This window comes from Paracoccus chinensis, from assembly GCF_900102885.1.
GTDB classification, from domain to species: domain Bacteria; phylum Pseudomonadota; class Alphaproteobacteria; order Rhodobacterales; family Rhodobacteraceae; genus Paracoccus; species Paracoccus chinensis.
In genome coordinates this window covers 122,366-138,023 of the sequence record NZ_FNGE01000008.1, presented here as the reverse complement: position 1 = coordinate 138,023, position 15,658 = coordinate 122,366, and the positions used below count along the sequence as shown (strand labels likewise).

General features: G+C 67.2%; 16 protein-coding genes and 1 tRNA gene. 8 read left to right on the top strand and 9 right to left on the bottom strand.

What is annotated here, in order from left to right:
- The first annotated feature begins 77 nt into the window (after positions 1–77).
- From BLQ03_RS10210 to BLQ03_RS10200, 3 genes are all read left to right on the top strand, one after another.
- Positions 78–1,814, top strand: coding sequence for a bifunctional sulfate adenylyltransferase/adenylylsulfate kinase (locus BLQ03_RS10210; protein WP_425415730.1), 1,737 nt, complete (start codon positions 78–80; stop codon positions 1,812–1,814).
- A gap of 64 nt (positions 1,815–1,878) precedes the next feature.
- A complete protein-coding gene (locus tag BLQ03_RS10205) occupies positions 1,879–2,658 on the top strand; it encodes a hypothetical protein (protein WP_090755554.1) in 780 nt (259 codons plus the stop codon).
- On the top strand, positions 2,646–3,485 hold the full coding sequence (locus BLQ03_RS10200; protein WP_245688810.1) for a glycosyltransferase family 2 protein: 840 nt from the start codon (positions 2,646–2,648) through the stop codon (positions 3,483–3,485). The genes BLQ03_RS10205 and BLQ03_RS10200 overlap by 13 nt, the downstream gene beginning before the upstream one ends.
- Here BLQ03_RS10200 and BLQ03_RS10195 read toward each other — a convergent pair.
- Positions 3,482–3,706: a DUF1150 family protein gene (locus tag BLQ03_RS10195; protein ID WP_090755548.1), complete on the bottom strand. Its 225-nt coding sequence runs from the start codon at positions 3,704–3,706 to the stop codon at positions 3,482–3,484. The genes BLQ03_RS10200 and BLQ03_RS10195 overlap by 4 nt on opposite strands.
- Positions 3,707–3,717: 11 nt before the next feature.
- A complete protein-coding gene (locus BLQ03_RS10190) occupies positions 3,718–4,128 on the bottom strand; it encodes an Hsp20 family protein (protein ID WP_090755545.1) in 411 nt (136 codons plus the stop codon).
- Between the two features lie 171 nt (positions 4,129–4,299).
- Between BLQ03_RS10190 and BLQ03_RS10185 the strand changes: the two genes are divergently transcribed.
- Genes BLQ03_RS10185 through BLQ03_RS10175 form a run of 3 tightly spaced genes read left to right on the top strand, consistent with a single transcriptional unit; the run spans position 4,300 to position 6,110 of the window.
- Positions 4,300–4,518, top strand: a complete 219-nt coding sequence (locus BLQ03_RS10185; protein WP_090755543.1) for a YdcH family protein — start codon at positions 4,300–4,302, stop codon at positions 4,516–4,518.
- A 55-nt stretch (positions 4,519–4,573) separates the two neighbouring features.
- Positions 4,574–5,059, top strand: coding sequence for a 5-(carboxyamino)imidazole ribonucleotide mutase (purE, locus tag BLQ03_RS10180; RefSeq protein ID WP_090755540.1), 486 nt, complete (start codon positions 4,574–4,576; stop codon positions 5,057–5,059).
- On the top strand, positions 5,052–6,110 hold the full coding sequence (locus BLQ03_RS10175; protein ID WP_090755537.1) for a 5-(carboxyamino)imidazole ribonucleotide synthase: 1,059 nt from the start codon (positions 5,052–5,054) through the stop codon (positions 6,108–6,110). The genes purE and BLQ03_RS10175 overlap by 8 nt, the downstream gene beginning before the upstream one ends.
- Before the next feature lie 77 nt (positions 6,111–6,187).
- Here BLQ03_RS10175 and BLQ03_RS10170 read toward each other — a convergent pair whose 3' ends face one another.
- Together BLQ03_RS10170 and BLQ03_RS10165 are read right to left on the bottom strand one after the other, a co-directional pair.
- Entirely contained in the window at positions 6,188–7,396 is a 1,209-nt protein-coding gene (locus tag BLQ03_RS10170) for a dipeptidase (RefSeq protein ID WP_090755534.1), read from the bottom strand.
- A gap of 4 nt (positions 7,397–7,400) precedes the next feature.
- A complete protein-coding gene (locus BLQ03_RS10165) occupies positions 7,401–9,230 on the bottom strand; it encodes a M3 family oligoendopeptidase (RefSeq protein ID WP_425415729.1) in 1,830 nt (609 codons plus the stop codon).
- 131 nt (positions 9,231–9,361) lie between these two features.
- Between BLQ03_RS10165 and BLQ03_RS10160 the strand changes: the two genes are divergently transcribed.
- A complete protein-coding gene (locus tag BLQ03_RS10160) occupies positions 9,362–10,645 on the top strand; it encodes an O-acetylhomoserine aminocarboxypropyltransferase/cysteine synthase family protein (protein WP_090755528.1) in 1,284 nt (427 codons plus the stop codon).
- A 12-nt stretch (positions 10,646–10,657) separates the two neighbouring features.
- Here the strand turns inward: BLQ03_RS10160 and BLQ03_RS10155 are convergent, their stop codons facing one another.
- From BLQ03_RS10155 to BLQ03_RS10135, 5 genes are all read right to left on the bottom strand, one after another.
- Positions 10,658–10,978 (bottom strand): YnfA family protein, encoded by a 321-nt coding sequence (locus BLQ03_RS10155; protein ID WP_090755525.1) that lies wholly within the window; start codon positions 10,976–10,978, stop codon positions 10,658–10,660.
- Positions 10,979–11,310: 332 nt separating this feature from the next.
- Entirely contained in the window at positions 11,311–12,180 is an 870-nt protein-coding gene (locus BLQ03_RS10150; RefSeq protein ID WP_217629696.1) for a sulfotransferase domain-containing protein, read from the bottom strand.
- Positions 12,177–13,526 (bottom strand): lipopolysaccharide biosynthesis protein, encoded by a 1,350-nt coding sequence (locus BLQ03_RS10145; protein ID WP_090755523.1) that lies wholly within the window; start codon positions 13,524–13,526, stop codon positions 12,177–12,179. Before BLQ03_RS10145 ends, BLQ03_RS10150 begins: the two co-directional genes overlap by 4 nt.
- Before the next feature lie 666 nt (positions 13,527–14,192).
- Positions 14,193–14,268: transfer RNA gene (locus BLQ03_RS10140), tRNA-Ala, on the bottom strand.
- Positions 14,269–14,450: 182 nt separating this feature from the next.
- On the bottom strand, positions 14,451–14,768 hold the full coding sequence (locus BLQ03_RS10135; protein WP_090755520.1) for a TIGR02300 family protein: 318 nt from the start codon (positions 14,766–14,768) through the stop codon (positions 14,451–14,453).
- Between the two features lie 99 nt (positions 14,769–14,867).
- Between BLQ03_RS10135 and BLQ03_RS10130 the strand changes: the two genes are divergently transcribed.
- Positions 14,868–15,578, top strand: a complete 711-nt coding sequence (locus tag BLQ03_RS10130) for a M48 family metallopeptidase (protein ID WP_090755517.1) — start codon at positions 14,868–14,870, stop codon at positions 15,576–15,578.
- The last annotated feature ends 80 nt before the right edge of the window (positions 15,579–15,658 follow it).

Sequence of the window (15,658 nt, the reverse complement as noted above, 5' to 3'; positions counted from 1 at the left end):
ACCCCCAGGTTGCGGATGGCAGGCGCGGGAGATAAGGGGCAGGCGCACACCGTGGCCCCATTGCGCGGTGCAGCTCCATGTCACGAAGCACCGAGTGGAAGATGAGCCAGCAGCCGAACCTCGCGCCGATCCCGGAACTCTATGTCAACGCCGACTCGGCGCAGAAGCTCAAGGCCGACGCCGGCGAGATGCTGTCGTGGGACCTGACCCCGCGCCAGCTCTGCGACGTCGAGCTGCTGATGAACGGCGGCTTCTACCCCCTCAAGGGGTTCCTGACCGAGGCCGATTATGACGGCGTGGTCGAGAACATGCGCCTGTCCTCGGGCGGTCTGTGGCCGATGCCGATCACCCTGGACGTCAGCCAAGAGTTCGCCGACAAAATCGAGCCCGGCATCGACATCGCGCTGCGCGACCAGGAGGGCGTGATCCTGGCCATCCTGTCGGTCACCGACAAGTGGGTGCCGAACAAGAAGCGCGAGGCCGAGAAGGTCTTCGGCGCCGACGACCTGGCGCATCCGGCCGTGAACTACCTGCACAACGTCGCAGGCCCGGTCTACCTGGGCGGCCCGATCACCGGCATCCAGCCGCCGACGCATTACGATTTCCGCGCCCGCCGCGACACGCCGAACGAGCTGCGCGCCTTCTTCCGCAAGATGGGCTGGCGCCGCATCGTGGCCTTCCAGACCCGCAACCCGCTGCATCGCGCCCACCAGGAACTGACCTTCCGCGCCGCGCGCGAGGCGCAGGCGAACCTGCTGATCCACCCGGTCGTCGGCATGACCAAGCCGGGCGACGTGGACCACTTCACCCGCGTCCGCTGCTACGAGGCCGTGCTGGACAAGTATCCGGCCGCGACCACGCACCTGTCGCTGCTGAACCTGGCGATGCGCATGGCCGGCCCGCGCGAGGCGGTGTGGCACGGCATGATCCGCCGCAACCACGGCCTGACGCACATGATCGTGGGCCGCGACCACGCGGGTCCGGGCAAGAACAGCCAGGGACAGGACTTCTACGATCCCTACGCCGCGCAGGACCTGTTCCGGCAGTACCAGGACGAGATCGGCATCGAGATGGTCGATTTCAAACAGATGGTCTATGTCCAGGAACGCGCCCAGTACGAGCCCCGCGACGAGGTCGAGGAAGGCGCGACCATCCTTGACATCTCGGGCACCGAACTGCGCCGCCGCCTGCGCGAAGGTCTCGAGATCCCCGAGTGGTTCAGCTTCCCCGAGGTCGTGAAGCAACTGCGCCGCACCTCGCCGCCGCGCGACCAGCAGGGCTTCACGGTGTTCTTCACCGGGCTTTCGGGCTCGGGCAAGTCCACCATCTCGAACGCGCTCATGGTCAAGCTGATGGAGATGGGCGGCCGTCCGGTGACGCTGCTGGACGGCGACGTGGTCCGCAAGCACCTGTCGTCCGAACTGGGCTTCTCGAAGGAACACCGCGACATCAACATCAAGCGCATCGGCTATGTCGCGTCCGAGATCACCAAGAACGGCGGCATCGCCATCTGCGCGCCGATCGCGCCCTACACGGCAACCCGCCGCGCGGTCCGCGAGATGGTCGAGCAGTATGGCGCCTTCGTCGAGGTCCATGTCGCGACCTCGCTGGAAGAATGCGAGCGGCGCGACCGCAAGGGCCTCTACAAGCTGGCCCGCGAAGGCAAGATCAAGGAGTTCACGGGCATCTCGGACCCCTATGAAGAGCCGCAGAACCCCGAGCTGCGCGTCCAGACCGAAGGGGTGGACGTGGACTACGCCGCCCAGCAGGTCCTGCTGAAGCTGGAACAGATGGGCCTGATCGGCCTGTCCTGAGCCGCCCATTGACAACACCGCCGCCCCCCGGTCCAACCGGGGGGCGTTTTTCATTGGGGTGCCGATGACCGATCCCGTCCTGATCCTGACGATGAAATGGGGTACGCTCTACGGCGCCGAGGACGTGAACCGCCTTGCCCGGCAGGTCCGCCGTCACCTTGCGCGTCCCCATCGCTTCATCTGCTTCACCGACGACGCGACCGGGATCGGCGAGGGGGTCGAGACGCTGCCCCTGCCCGAACTGGGCCTGCCCCCGGGCCACGGCGACACGCGCTGGCGCAAGCTGGCGCTGTTCCGGCGCGACCTTGGCGGGTTCTCGGGGGCAACGGCGCTGTTTCTGGACCTGGACCTGGTGGTGGTGGACGACCTCGGGCCGTTCTTCGACCTGCCCGGCGACTTCCGCATCATCCGCGACGACGACCTGTTCCGGCCGAAGCCCCTTCGGCAGATCAACCCGGCACGGGACCGCTTCCTCCACTCGGTCGGGAATTCCTCGGTCTTCCGCTATCGGGTGGGGGCGCACGCCTATATCCTCGACGCCTATCTGGCGGATCCTGCGGCGGCAACGCGGGGCTACGAGATCAGCCAGCAATTCCAGAGCGCGCAGCTGGCCGCGCACGGGCACCTGGACTACTGGCCGCGCGGCTGGTGCGTCAGCTTCAAGAACGACTGCGTGGGCCGGGGGTTGGGCAGCTACCTGCGCGACCCTGCCTGCCCGGAGGGGGCGAAGATCGTGCTGTTCGCGGGAGATCCCAAGATGGCCGATGTCTTCACCGGCAAGGGCGCCAAATGGTATCGCCGCATCGGCAACATCGACTGGCTGCGTGCGGCATGGCAGGCATGATCGCGGATGCCTTCCGGCGCTGGAAGCAGGACCGCCGGCTGGCGCGGGCCGAGGCCGAGATCCTGTCCCGCCGCCCCGATTCCGCGCCGCATGGGCTGAGCAGCCCCCTGATCGTCAGCCTGACCAGCTATCCCGCGCGCTTCGGCTCGCTGCACCTGGTGCTGCGTTCGCTTCTGGCACAGAGCGTGCGGGCCGACCGCGTGGTCCTGTGGCTGGACGACGGGGACGAGCGCCTGCTTCCGCCCGCCGTCACGGCGCTGGGGATCGAGATACGGGTCTGCCCCAACTGGCGGTCCTACAAGAAGATCGTGCCGACACTGATGGAATGGCCCGGGGCGCATGTCGTGACCGCCGACGACGATGTCTATTATCGGCCGGACTGGCTGGCCGGGCTGGTGCGCCATGCCGGGGCGGGCGTGGTCTGCCACCGCGCGCATCGCGTGACGCTGGATACCGGGGGCCTCCCCCGCGCTTACGCGGACTGGCAGCGCAACATCGACGCGCCGGACCGCTCGGTTCTGGTCTTCCCGACCGGTGTGGGGGGCGTTCTTTATGCGCCGGGCGTCTTTCACGAGGATGTCTGTCGCGAGGACCTATTCCAGAGACTCGCCCCGACGGCGGACGATGTCTGGCTTTACTGGATGCACCGGCTTCGTGGCAGCCAGCCTGCCAAGATCGGCGGGCGCTTCCGCATCACCGAATGGCGCGGCACGCAGGCGCAGAACCTGCGCGCCGGGAACCTGGCGGGGGACGGCAATGATCTCGCGGTCCGCGCGTTGATCGAACACTACGGCTTCCCGGCAGGGGGCCGGAGCGCGGCGGCCTAGTGGACGCTGACCGGCTCAAGCTCGTTCTGGCGGGCCAGAACGAAGGCCAGCTTGCGGTCGGCGACCAGCGCAAGGCGTTCGCCATCCACGTCGTGGACGGCGTAAAGCGCGTCCAGCTCGGGCGCTTGGGCGCGGACCTCGTGGGGCAGGCTGTCCATGGCGACGCGGCGGATATAAACGGTGTTGCCGTGGACGGGCGGAAAATCATGTTTCATGTTCATTGCGATCCCCTTCACTTGCGGCTGATCGGTATGGTCTTGACGATGCCTTGCGGCGTGACGCGCCGCAGGTCGATATGCAGCAGCCCATTTTCCAACGCGGCAGCCTCGACCTCGATCCCTTCGGCCAGCACGAAACTGCGCTGAAAGGCACGAGCGGCGATGCCGCGATGCAGGAAGACCCGTTCGTCGGCCCCCTCGGCCTGTCGCCCGCGGATGACCAACTGCCGGTCCTCGACCGTCAGCGACAGGTCGTCCTCGGCAAAACCGGCGACGGCCAGGGTGATGCGGAACCCGTCCGGGGCGCGATGTTCGATGTTGTAGGGCGGGTAGCCTTCGGCCCCCTTGGCGGCACGTTCGGCCAGCCGTTCGAGCTGGTCGAAACCCAGCAGGTAGGGGTGGGTGCCCAGGGTCATCTTGGTCATCGGCGTCCTCGGTCAACAAGCGACTGCTTCGGTCCGGCCCCGTTGCGGCGACCGGTCCCGGAGCAAATATGTGGACTGGGGCATCTTCTCGCAAGTGTCCGCTAAGTTTTGCTTAGCAAAGCGAAAATCCGCGCGTATGCTGCGCTTGCGCAAGGCAGGCCGAAGCAGACGATGAACGCCCACCACGAGATGTCGCCCGAGGAAATCGCCCGCACCCGGCTGGAAGGCCTGCGGCGCGAGCACCGTGAACTGGACGAGGCGATCGCCGCCATGGCGGTGGGCGGGGTCGTCTGCAGCCTGACGCTGGGGCGGATGAAGCGGCAGAAGCTCGCGCTGAAAGACCGCATCGCCCGGCTGGAAGACGAACTGACCCCCGACATCATCGCCTGATTGCACCCGTCCGCGCCGCCGGTATGATGCGGGCTTTCCGCGAAGGGGGCAGGGGATGACGGTTCCGGTCGGCATCATCATGGGCAGCCAGTCCGACTGGGCCACGATGAAGGAAGCGGCGGCAGTTCTGGACGAACTGGGCGTGGCCTGTGAGACGCGCATCGTCAGCGCCCACCGGACGCCCGACCGACTGTGGGACTATGGCCGTTCCGCCGTGGATCGCGGCCTCAGGGTCATCATCGCGGGGGCAGGGGGCGCGGCGCACCTGCCCGGCATGATGGCCTCCAAGACCCGTGTCCCCGTGATCGGCGTCCCGGTCCAGACCCGCGCCCTGAATGGCGTGGATTCGCTTTATTCCATTGTCCAGATGCCCAAGGGCTATCCCGTGGCCACCATGGCCATCGGCGCGGCAGGCGCGGCCAACGCGGGGCTGATGGCCGCCGCGATCCTCGCGCTGGACGACGCGGCTCTCGCGCAGCGGCTGGACGCCTGGCGCGAGGCGCTGTCCGCATCCATCCCGCAGGAGCCCGTCGATGACTGAGACCCTCAAGCCCGGCGCTACCATCGGCATTCTCGGCGGCGGTCAGTTGGGCCGGATGCTGTCGGTCGCGGCCAGCCGCTTGGGCTATCGCTGTCATATCTACGAACCCGGCCCCGCGCCCGCCGCCGACGTGGCCCACCGCCTGACGACCGCTCCCTACGAGGACGAAGCCGCCCTGCGCGACTTCGCGGCGTCCGTCGATGTCGTCACCTATGAATTCGAGAATGTCCCCGCGGCCTCGCTGGACCTGATCGAGAGCCTCGCACCGATCCGCCCCAACCGGCGCGCGCTGTCGGTCAGCCAGGACCGGCTGGACGAGAAGGACTTCCTCACCGGCCTCGGCCTGACGACTGCCTCCTATGCCCGCGTCGACTCCGCCGAGGATCTCGCCGCTGCCATGCAGGGGCAGGACCGCGCGATTCTCAAGACGCGGAGGCTCGGCTATGACGGCAAGGGTCAGGTGCGCGTCAAGGCCGGCGACGATCTTGCCGAAGCATGGGCGCAGGTGAACGCGCCCTCGGTGCTGGAGGGCTTTGTCGATTTCACCGCCGAGATCAGCGTCATCGTCGCGCGCGGTCAGGACGGCGCCGTCGCTGCCTATGACCCCGGCCTGAACGTCCACCGAGAAGGCATCCTGCGCACGACCACCGTGCCCTGTGGGCTGCCCGCGCGGCTGATCCCCGACGCCGTTCTGATCGCCAGTCGCATCGTCACCGCACTGGACTATGTCGGCGTGATGGGGGTCGAGCTCTTCGTCACCCCGCGCGGCCTGATCGTCAACGAGATTGCGCCCCGCGTCCACAACTCGGGCCACTGGACTCAAGGAGGCTGCGCCGTGGACCAGTTCGAGCAGCACATCCGCGCCGTCGTGGGCCTGCCGCTCGGCGACGGCAAGCGCCACGCCGAGGTGGTGATGGAGAACCTGATCGGCGACGACATCGACCGCCTCCCCGACCTGCTGCGCCAGTCCGACACGCAGGTCCATCTGTATGGCAAGGCCGAGGCGCGCCCCGGCCGCAAGATGGGCCACGTCAACATCATCCGGCGCTGACGTCCACGCGCCACTCGCGGGCTTCTTCCTGACCATATACCCATTGCGGCGGTGCAGCCACGCGCACGGCTGCCCGTTCAGGCCCGAGGGAGCACCTCGCGCAGATAGCGCACCATGTTCCCGCCCATGACCTTGGCGATCTGTGCCTCGTTCAGCCCTTCGTCCATCAGCGCCTGGGTCAGCGCGGGCAGTCCCGCCGCGTCGAAGGGCATGCCGACCGAGCCGTCCCAGTCCGACCCCAGCGCCACGTGATCCTCGCCCACCAGCGCGGTCGCGGCGGCGATCGACGCCGCGATCCCCGCCGGGCTGTCGTTGCAGGTCACGTCCGGCCAGAAGCCGATGCCGATGATCCCGCCGCTGCTTGCCACAGCGCGCAGCAGGTCGTCGGGAAGGTTCCGCGGCGTGTTGCAGACCCCATGCACGCCGGTATGGCTGATGATCGGCCGCGTCCCCGGCAGCGTCAGCACATCGCGGACCATCTGCGGCGAGGCATGCGCAAGGTCGATCACCATGCCGCGCTGGGCGGCCTCGGCTACCACCTCGCGGCCGAAATCGGTCAATCCCGCCTGCGACTGCCCGTGCAGCGAGCCGCCGAGTTCGTTGTCGAAGAAATGCGTGAGCCCGATCAGCCGGTAACCTGCCCCCTCCAGCACGGCGAGGTTGGTCAGGTCGCCCTCCAGCGGATGGGCGCCCTCCATCCCCAAGATTGCGCCGATCACGCGACGGCCGGCGGCACGGTCCGCCAGCACCGCGTCCAGGTCGTCGCGGCTGCGGATCAGCCGCAGGCGGTCGGGTTCTGCCTCGACCAGGTGCCGCAGCCGGGCGGCCTGGTCGAGCGCCCGCTCCTTGAGGCTGAACCAGGTCTGCACCGGACGAAGCTGGCTGATGACAAGAGGCGTGATGTTGTCCGGGGCCTCGGTCTCGTTCTCGGCATAGTTCTGGCCGCGCGGGCTGCGGGTGACGGCGGTGAAGACCTGAAGCGCAATGTTGCCCTGATCCAGACGGGGCAGGTCCACGTGGCCTTCGGGGCGCCGAACCGACAGGTCGCGGTCCCACAGCAGCGCGTCGGCGTGCAGGTCGCCGATGACCAGCCGGTCATGCAGCGCCTGCGCCTCGGCCGAAACCGGCCACTCGGCCTCGGCCGTGACCGGGTTCAGCCGGTCCGCGACGATGCGCGGACCGAAGACGGCCAGCGCCGCGAGTGCCAGCACGACCATCGCCGCCAGCACCCACAGGGCGCGGACAAGGCGGCCCCGACGGCGCTGGCGGAAGGGGTCGCGCGCCATCTGCTCAGGCTTCCATCGCCTCAAGCTCGTCGATGAAGCCCTCGATCATCGACAGGCCCCCGTCCCAGAAGGCCGGGTCCGCCGCGTCCAGCCCGAAGGGGGCGAGCAGTTCCGAGTGGTGCTTGGACCCGCCCGCCCGCAGCATGTCGAAGTACTTCGCCTGGAAGCCTTCGGGCTGCGCCTCGTAGGCCGCGTAAAGCGCGTTCACCAACCCGTCGCCAAAGGCATAGGCATAGACGTAGAAGGGCGAGTGCACGAAATGCGGGACATAGGTCCAGAACGTCTCGTAGCCCGGCATGAACTCGAAGGCGTCGCCGAGCGACTCATGCTGCACCGACATCCAGATGGCGTTGATGTCGTCGGGGGTCAGTTCCCCTTCCGCGCGGGCCGCGTGCAAGCGGCACTCGAAGTCATAGAAGGCGATCTGGCGGACGACCGTGTTGATCATGTCCTCGACCTTGCCCGCCAGCAGCGCCTTGCGCTGGGCCGGGTCTTCCGTCTTCGCCAGCAGCGCGCGGAAGGTCAGCATCTCGCCAAAGACCGAAGCCGTTTCGGCCAGCGTCAGGGGCGTCGAGGAGAGCAGTTCCCCTTGGCCCGCCGCCAGCCGCTGGTGGACGCCGTGGCCCAGTTCATGCGCCAGCGTCATCACGTCGCGCGGCTTGCCGAGGTAGTTCAGCAGCACGTAAGGGTGCGCGTCGGTGACGGTCGGATGGGCGAAGGCGCCGGGAGACTTGCCCGGCTTCACGCCCGCGTCGATCCAGCCCTTCTCGAAAAAGGGCTGCGCCAGGTCCGCCAGCTGCGGGTCGAAGCCTGCGTAGGCGTCCAGCACCGTCTGGCGCGCCTCATCCCAGCCGACCAGCCGGGGGTTTTCCTGCGGCAGCGGCGCGTTGCGGTCCCAGACCTGCAGCTTGTCGAGGCCGAGCCACTTGGCCTTCAGCCGGTAATAGCGATGCGACAGGCGGGGATAGGCCGCAACCACGGCATCGCGCAGGGCCTGGACGACCTCGGGCTCGACGTGGTTCGAGAGGTGCCGCGCGGTCTGCGGCGTCGGCATCTTGCGCCACTTGTCCTCGATCGCCTTTTCCTTGGCGAGCGTGTTGTGGACGCGCGCGAAGAGCTTGACGTTGTCGCCGAAGACCTGCGCCAGCGCCTTCGCGCCCGCCTCGCGACGCGAGCGGTCGTGGTCGGTCAGCAGGTTCAGGGTGGCTTCCAGCCCCATCTCCTCGCCATCGACGTCGAAGGTCAGCGCGGCGGTGGTCTCGTCGAACAGGCGGTTCCAGGCGGCGGCGCCCACGACCGAGGCGTCGTGCAGGAACTTTTCCAGTTCGTCTGACAGCTGATAGGGGCGCATCGCCCGCATCCGGTCAAAGACGGGCTTGTAGCGCGAGGGGCCGCAGGGGGCGCTGAAGGTCTGCGCATAGACTTCGTCGGGGATGCGGTTGAACTCCAGGCTGAAGAAGACCAGCGGAGTCGTCATGTCCGTGATCTTCGCCTCCAGGTCGCCCAGTGTCTTGGCGCGGGCGGCGTCGGTCGTGTTCTGGTAATAGCGGAGGCCCGCGTAGGACATGATCCGCCCGGACAACAGGCTGATCTCCTCATAGCGCTGGATGCATTCCAGCATCTCGGCGGGGGTCAGGCCGGCCAGCTTGCCCTCGTAGTCGGCGGCGAAGCTGGCGCAGGCCGCCTCCAGCCGTTCAAGGTCGCGGGACAGTTCCGGCGCGTCGGGCGAGGGATAAAGGTCCGTCAGGTCCCATTCCGGCAGGTCCCCCAGGGCCAGGGCGCCATGGGCTTCGGCGTCGCGCATCAGGCTGTCGCGCAGGGGCAGGCGGGTCATGGGCGTCTCCATTTTCAGCGTTGCCCAACATCTGTCCCCTGAAGGCCGCCGGTTCAACCCGTCGCGCAGGCGATTGCCAGAGTGCCACGCTGCGCCTAGCCTCGCGCCCGACGACCCAAGGGGAGAGTTCCATGTCCGACAGCGACCGCCCGCAAGCCTTTGACACGCTTGCCATCCACGCGGGCTCCGCGCCCGATCCGGCGACCGGGGCGCGGCAGGTGCCGATCTACCAGACCACCGCCTACCAGTTCCGGGATGCCGAGCATGCCGCGCGGCTCTTCGGCCTGAAGGAGGTGGGCTACATCTATTCCCGCCTGACCAACCCCACCGTGGCCGCGCTGCAGAACCGTGTGGCGGCGCTGGAAGGCGGCGCGGGGGCGGTCTGCTGTTCCTCGGGGCACGCTGCGCAGATCATGGCGCTGTTCCCGCTGATGGCGCCGGGCAGGAACATCGTTGCCTCCAGTCGGCTTTACGGCGGCACGGTCACGCAGTTCAGCCAGACGATCCGCCGCTTCGGCTGGTCCTGCCGCTTCGTGGACCTTGAAGACCTCGACGCCGTCCGCGCGGCCATCGACGAGGACACGCGGGCGATCTTCTGCGAATCGATCTCGAACCCCGGCGGCTATGTCACGGACCTGCCCGCCATCGCGGGCATCGCCGACGCGGCGGGCATTCCGCTGATCGTGGACAACACGCTGGCAACGCCCTGGCTGTGCCGCCCGATCGAGGCGGGCGCGACGCTGGTCGTCCACAGCCTGACGAAATACCTGACCGGCAATGGCACCGTCACGGGCGGCGCCGTCATCGACTCGGGGCGCTTCGACTGGTCGGCCTCGGACAAGTTCCCCTCGCTGTCCGCGCCCGAGCCCGCCTATCACGGGCTGAAGTTCCACGAGACCTTCGGGCCTGCCGCCTTCACCTTCCATTCCATCGCTATCGGGCTGCGCGACCTCGGGATGACGCTGAACCCGCAGGCCGCGCATTACACGCTGATGGGGATCGAGACGCTGGGCCTGCGGATGCAGCGCCATGTCGAGAACGCCCAGACGGCGGCCGAGTGGCTGGCCGCCGACTCCCGCGTGCAGGAGGTCAGCTACGCGGGCCTGTCCGACTCGCCCTGGAACGAGCGGGTGCAGCGGCTTTACCCCAAGGGGGCAGGGGCGCTGTTCACCATTCGGCTGAAGGGCGGCTATCAGGCCTGCGTGGACATGATCGGGCGGCTGAAGATGATCAGCCACGTGGCGAACCTGGGCGACGCGCGGACGCTGGCGATCCACTCGGCCTCGACCACGCACAGCCAGTTGACCGAGGCCCAGCAGATCGCGGCGGGCGCGGGGCCGGACCTCGTGCGGCTGTCCATCGGCATCGAGGACGCGCAGGACATCATCGCCGACCTGGACCAGGCGCTGGGCTGAGCCCCTTGGCGCCTATCCCCGCGGCCCCAGCAGGATGACCGCGGCCCCGGCAAGGCACAGCAGCGCCCCGACCGCATCCCAGCGGTCGGGGCGCACCCCTTCCACGACCCAGAGCCACCCCAGCGAGGCGCAGATATAGACGCCGCCATAGGCCGCGAAGGCCCGCCCCGCCGCATCCGCCGGCACCCGCGTCAGCAGGACGGCGAACAGCGCAAGGCTTGCCATGCCGGGCAGCAGCCACAGCCAGGACCTGTCCAGTTGCAGCCACGCCCAGAAGGCGAAGCACCCTGCGATCTCGGCAAAGGCGGCGATGGCGTAGAAGACGGCCGTCATGCCCGCGCGCTGCCTTGCGCGGCGCTGATCCGCGATGGCGATGTCGCGGAATGGACAAAGCGAAGGTCCGGCGAGCCCATCTCCTCGACCAGGAGCAGGCCGCCATGGCGTGAGAGCATCAGGACATCCCCTTGGTTTGATCCGGCAGAGTCCTGCTACGCCGGCCTTCATCTCGCAACCGGGGAACGTGCAGGTCGCCTGGGGACTGACGGATGCGAACACCAACGTCCCAGGCCGACAGCCGACAAGGGCAGAGCAAGTGCTGCCGCATCTGAGCCTCTGGTCGCCCGCTGCTAGGGCATGGCTTTCGTGGGATCACCGGGGGGCGGCAATCACGCCTCCCGGGCAGAAGCCCTTTCAGCCATGCTCCGGGCCAGAAGGGCCTTGGCCTGCGGCGTCAGCTCGCGGTCGCAGGCGGTTTCGACAAGCCTGATCTGCTCGGGCGTGAGGTAATCGGCGAAGCCGCCCACCTTGCCACGCCGCATGCGCCGGCTTTCACTGTCGCTGCGGTCGTATTCGTGGCCCGGCAGCCCCTTTGCCAGTTCCAGCTCCTGCATGTTCTGGAAGCGAGCGGCCTCGACGGCCTTGTCCAGGATCTCGGGTCTGGTTTCCACGCCCAAGAAGGACAGAACCCTTGCCGTCTGGCCATGCGGATCATCGGAAAGCTCCTCGTAGCTGACCACGACATGCCTGCGCCCCCGCAGACCGGCCGCCCAGTCGTTCAGGTACTTCGCCAGCGAGGTGACACCCTGCCCGGGGTCCTTCAGGAATCCGTCGATGTCGCCCGAAAAGCGGTGTTTCTGGCGGGTGGCGTGGAAATAGGACGACACCATCACGTCCCTTGGATCGCGCATCATGAAGATGACGGGATGGTTGCGGAACCGCAGGCGCGAATAGGGCAGGTGGCTGACGGGGACGAGTGGCGGTCTGGGCCGGTGCCGGGCATGGGCAAAGGCGGGCAGCCCGCGTTCCCGGTCCATGTCGAAATTCGGCATGACGCCGAACATCGAATACAGGTCCGGCCTTGCCTTCAGGTCGAAGGCGTCCGCCAGATAGGTCGACAGGATGAAGCGGAACCACGTCCGGCCGGACTTGGGATAAGAGGCCAGGACCGCGTCGATCCGGGCGGAATGATACGCCATCCCGACACCGTTCGCGGCACGCTTCCACATGATCTGCGGCGACTTGAACAGTTTGGTCATGAGAACTGCTTTTCCACGAATGCTTCCCCTTCACCTAATCTAGGTTCGACCGCGCGTCCCGTTCCCGCCGCGCCCCCGCGCAGCGCGATGACGGCGCGTGCAAAGACCAGGGCGCAGATGCCAAGGAAGGCGAACCCCGACAGCAGTCCCAGACAGCTGGCGGCGATGACGCCGTAGTGGGGGACCACGAGGGGGATCGGGATAAAGAAGACAGCCGCCGTGATGATCGAGACGGCCGTCAGCTGGCCCACCCTGCCCACGGTCTGCAGCGCCGAGCCGAAGATCTTTCCGATCAGGAACAGGCAGGCCCCGGCAAGCTGGACAAGGATGTTCGGAAGGGCGGCAACATATTCCGGCCCGAAGGCGAAGGCGACCAGCGGTTGTCCGACCAGCGCGACAAGCCCCACGCCGCAGAGACCAAGACCCAGAAGCATCGCGACCGAGGCGAAGACGAAGCGCAGCAGGTGCCCGAGATCGTGCCGCGCCATCAGCTCGCACATGCGGGGGTAAAGAACGAGCTGCACCGGGCTTCCCAGCCGGATCACCAGCATCGCGAAGCGCTTCGCCAGCACGTAGAAGCTCAGCTCGGCAGGACTGACAAAGCCGCCCAGGGCCGCGATGTCGAACTGCCGCGTCGAGTTCCGCGCCAGCACGTTGAGGTTCGAGGCCATGATGAACTGCCACAGGCCTCCGCCCTCTTGCGTCACCCCGGTCAGCGGCGTGCCCAACAGCCCGGACCCAACCCTCTGCCGCAAGAGAGGCCAGCAGTAGAAGACGGGCAACAGGCGCTCGATGCAGGAAACGGCGCAGAGGAGAAGGACAAAGGCCGTCAGGTCCCCGCCAGCGACGAACAGGACGCCTGTCATGACGAGGCGGAAGACCGAAGCCAGGACGGTCACCCGCGCGTAAAGGCCGAAGCGGCCGAACAGGCGGAAAAGGGCGGTAACGGTCATGGGCGCGGGAAGAACGAAGGTCAGGCAATAAAGCACGACCAGCGGCTGCACCTCTGCGTCGAAACCGAACCAGCCGCTCAGCAGGGGCAGGCAGGCCAGCGCCGCCGCCGCGGCAAGTACCGAGCCGCCGGCATCGAGAAGGAAGCCGAACTTCACGAGCCTGCGGAACGACAGTTCATGTGCCCTGTCGCGGTGCGGCATGCCCATGCGGATCAGGGCCTGGCTGGGCTCGAGCCGCAGGACCTGGTCGAACATCCGGCCGTAGGCCTCGATCAGGACCAGCAGCCCGAGCCCTGCTGGCGACAGTGCCTGCGAGGTCAGCGCAAAGGTTCCGAGCGTCAGGATCGCGATGGCGGCATTGGAGGACAGAATGACGAAAAGGCTGCCAAGCAAACCCCCGGAAGAGCGGGAAAACGACCGCTTTATCCGTCGCATTTGCAACTCCCGGGTAAAAGTGCATTGCGTCGGGAAGGCGCAGGGCAGAGGGGAACGCGCCTGCCTATCCGTGAACATGCTGAAATCAGATCAGAAATCGATCTCAAGTCCGGCTTGCGCCGAAGCTGGCTCGCCTGGAAACACGCAGCACTCACAACATCTCCAAATCATGATCGGAGCCAAGGTTTGGAACAGAACAAACCGTTGCCGTTCATGATAGGAGGGACATGAAATTTCGCCAACTATTCTTTTTACGATTGAAATGGGAGGAATAGGAGCGTGGGCCAAAGGCCTGCTTTGTGCCCCAAGGCAGTTGTAGAGACGCCAAGGCTGACCGCCGCCGCTCCCCTTGCGCGCTGTCCCCGTGCACCGTGGGGCCATCTGAGCGTAAAAGTCTGTGCAGGATCGCAAGCCGCCATCACCCTGAGAATGCCCCAAGGGGCCACCCGTCCTTCCAGGTATGCGAAATAGGCGACATTGGGTTTGCCTGGCGGCCTGCAAGAGGCGAGGGCTTGCTATCCGGCAAACCGCGGCAAAATCCGCTCAGTGCAGCGGATAGAACGTGCAAAGCCAATCCAGGCCTCGCCTAGAGGCGAGTTCTTGTGCAGCATCATTAAGGAGATTTGGTGGAGCCAAGGGGAGTCGAACCCCTGACCTCTTGAATGCCATTCAAGCGCTCTACCAACTGAGCTATGGCCCCACCGGAGGTCTCGGGCTGCAGCATCTGCCGCCCGCGTGGGGGGTCGTATAGGGGCAGCCGCAGCAGGGCGCAAGCGGAAAAATCACCCTCGTGCAAACAACAGCGGATATTTGGTTCAGTCCCTTGTTCAGGAACGAAAAAAGGGGCCCGAGGGCCCCTTTTTCGTCAGGCTTGTCCGGCGATCACTCGTCGTCCGGCTCGGCCACGTCGGCGATCTCGTCCAGCGAGACGTCGGCGTCATCGTCCTCGTCCAGCAGATCGTCGTCGATCTCGCCGGTGTCGGCGGCATCGTCCAGATCGTCCTCGATCACGTCATCCGTCTCGGTGTCGCGCGCCGCCGTCTTTTCGGCGATCATCGAGCGCGTGCGGGCGCTGGTCAGGCTTTCCGCCGAGAACTCGGACCCGCAGGCCGGGCAGGTCATCGGGTCGTGGCGCAGGTCGTAGAAGCGGCTTCCGCAAGTGGGGCAAAGGCGCTTGGTGCCCCATTCCTCTTTGGGCATGGTGTTCTCTTTTCGCCAAAGGTCAGGTAAATCCGGCCTCCCCTGCCACAGGGCATGAGGGGTGTCAAAGGCTTTTGCCTCGGGGGCAGGGAGGCAAGGATGGGCACGGTCATACTTCGGGACGGCACGCCCGTCACCCTGCGACGGACCGCACGGGCACGGCGGATGACGCTGCGGGTGTCGCGCCGGGACGGCACCGTCACCCTGACCCTGCCGCCGCGCCTGCCCGAAGCCGAGGCGCTGGCCTTCCTGGATGACCGCCGCGACTGGCTGGCCCGCGCCTTGGACGGGATCGAGCCGCCCCGCCCTGTGGCCTTCGGCGCGGCGCTGCCGGTCGAGGGGCGGCCCTTGTTGCTGACACCGGCACCGGTGCGTGCGCCACGGGTCGAGGGCGAGGCGCTGCTGCTGCCTCGGGGACGACCTGCGGCGGTGACGGCGGCGGCCTTCCTGCGGACGCTGGCGCAGGCCCGGCTGGCCGAGTCCAGCGACCGTCATGCGCGCGCGCTGGGCCGCCGATTCACGGCGCTGGCGCTGCGTGACACGCGCTCGCGCTGGGGCAGCTGCACCCACGAGGGGCGGCTGATGTATTCTTGGCGGCTTGCGATGGCACCGCCCCAAGTGCTGGACTATGTCGCCGCCCATGAGGTCGCGCATCTGGCGCACATGGACCATTCGCCCGCCTTCTGGGCGGCGGTGGAGCGGCTCTTTCCCGGTTACGAGAGGCAACGGCAATGGCTGCGCCAGCATGGCGGCAGCCTGCATGCCTGGTGCTTCCGCGAGGATCGAGGCACCGGGGGCGCTGCCTCATAGGCCGAACATTTTCCGAACAGAAGATGACGCGATGAGAGTGTGGATCTCCGCCATGCGGCATCAGGAAAATTGACAGGCGC

What these genes read in the sequence shown, in the direction of transcription:
- BLQ03_RS10130 (WP_090755517.1), top strand. Translation starts at nt 14,868, where the DNA reads ATGGGCACGGTCATACTTCGGGACGGCACGCCCGTCACCCTGCGACGG.
- BLQ03_RS10155 (WP_090755525.1), bottom strand. Translation starts at nt 10,978, where the DNA reads ATGACGGCCGTCTTCTACGCCATCGCCGCCTTTGCCGAGATCGCAGGG.
- purE (WP_090755540.1), top strand. Translation starts at nt 4,574, where the DNA reads ATGACGGTTCCGGTCGGCATCATCATGGGCAGCCAGTCCGACTGGGCC.
- BLQ03_RS10165 (WP_425415729.1), bottom strand. Translation starts at nt 9,230, where the DNA reads ATGACCCGCCTGCCCCTGCGCGACAGCCTGATGCGCGACGCCGAAGCC.
- BLQ03_RS10205 (WP_090755554.1), top strand. Translation starts at nt 1,879, where the DNA reads ATGACCGATCCCGTCCTGATCCTGACGATGAAATGGGGTACGCTCTAC.
- BLQ03_RS10190 (WP_090755545.1), bottom strand. Translation starts at nt 4,128, where the DNA reads ATGACCAAGATGACCCTGGGCACCCACCCCTACCTGCTGGGTTTCGAC.
- BLQ03_RS10160 (WP_090755528.1), top strand. Translation starts at nt 9,362, where the DNA reads ATGTCCGACAGCGACCGCCCGCAAGCCTTTGACACGCTTGCCATCCAC.
- BLQ03_RS10135 (WP_090755520.1), bottom strand. Translation starts at nt 14,768, where the DNA reads ATGCCCAAAGAGGAATGGGGCACCAAGCGCCTTTGCCCCACTTGCGGA.
- BLQ03_RS10210 (WP_425415730.1), top strand. Translation starts at nt 78, where the DNA reads ATGTCACGAAGCACCGAGTGGAAGATGAGCCAGCAGCCGAACCTCGCG.
- BLQ03_RS10200 (WP_245688810.1), top strand. Translation starts at nt 2,646, where the DNA reads ATGGCAGGCATGATCGCGGATGCCTTCCGGCGCTGGAAGCAGGACCGC.
- BLQ03_RS10185 (WP_090755543.1), top strand. Translation starts at nt 4,300, where the DNA reads ATGAACGCCCACCACGAGATGTCGCCCGAGGAAATCGCCCGCACCCGG.
- BLQ03_RS10175 (WP_090755537.1), top strand. Translation starts at nt 5,052, where the DNA reads ATGACTGAGACCCTCAAGCCCGGCGCTACCATCGGCATTCTCGGCGGC.
- BLQ03_RS10195 (WP_090755548.1), bottom strand. Translation starts at nt 3,706, where the DNA reads ATGAACATGAAACATGATTTTCCGCCCGTCCACGGCAACACCGTTTAT.
- BLQ03_RS10150 (WP_217629696.1), bottom strand. Translation starts at nt 12,180, where the DNA reads ATGACCAAACTGTTCAAGTCGCCGCAGATCATGTGGAAGCGTGCCGCG.
- BLQ03_RS10170 (WP_090755534.1), bottom strand. Translation starts at nt 7,396, where the DNA reads ATGGCGCGCGACCCCTTCCGCCAGCGCCGTCGGGGCCGCCTTGTCCGC.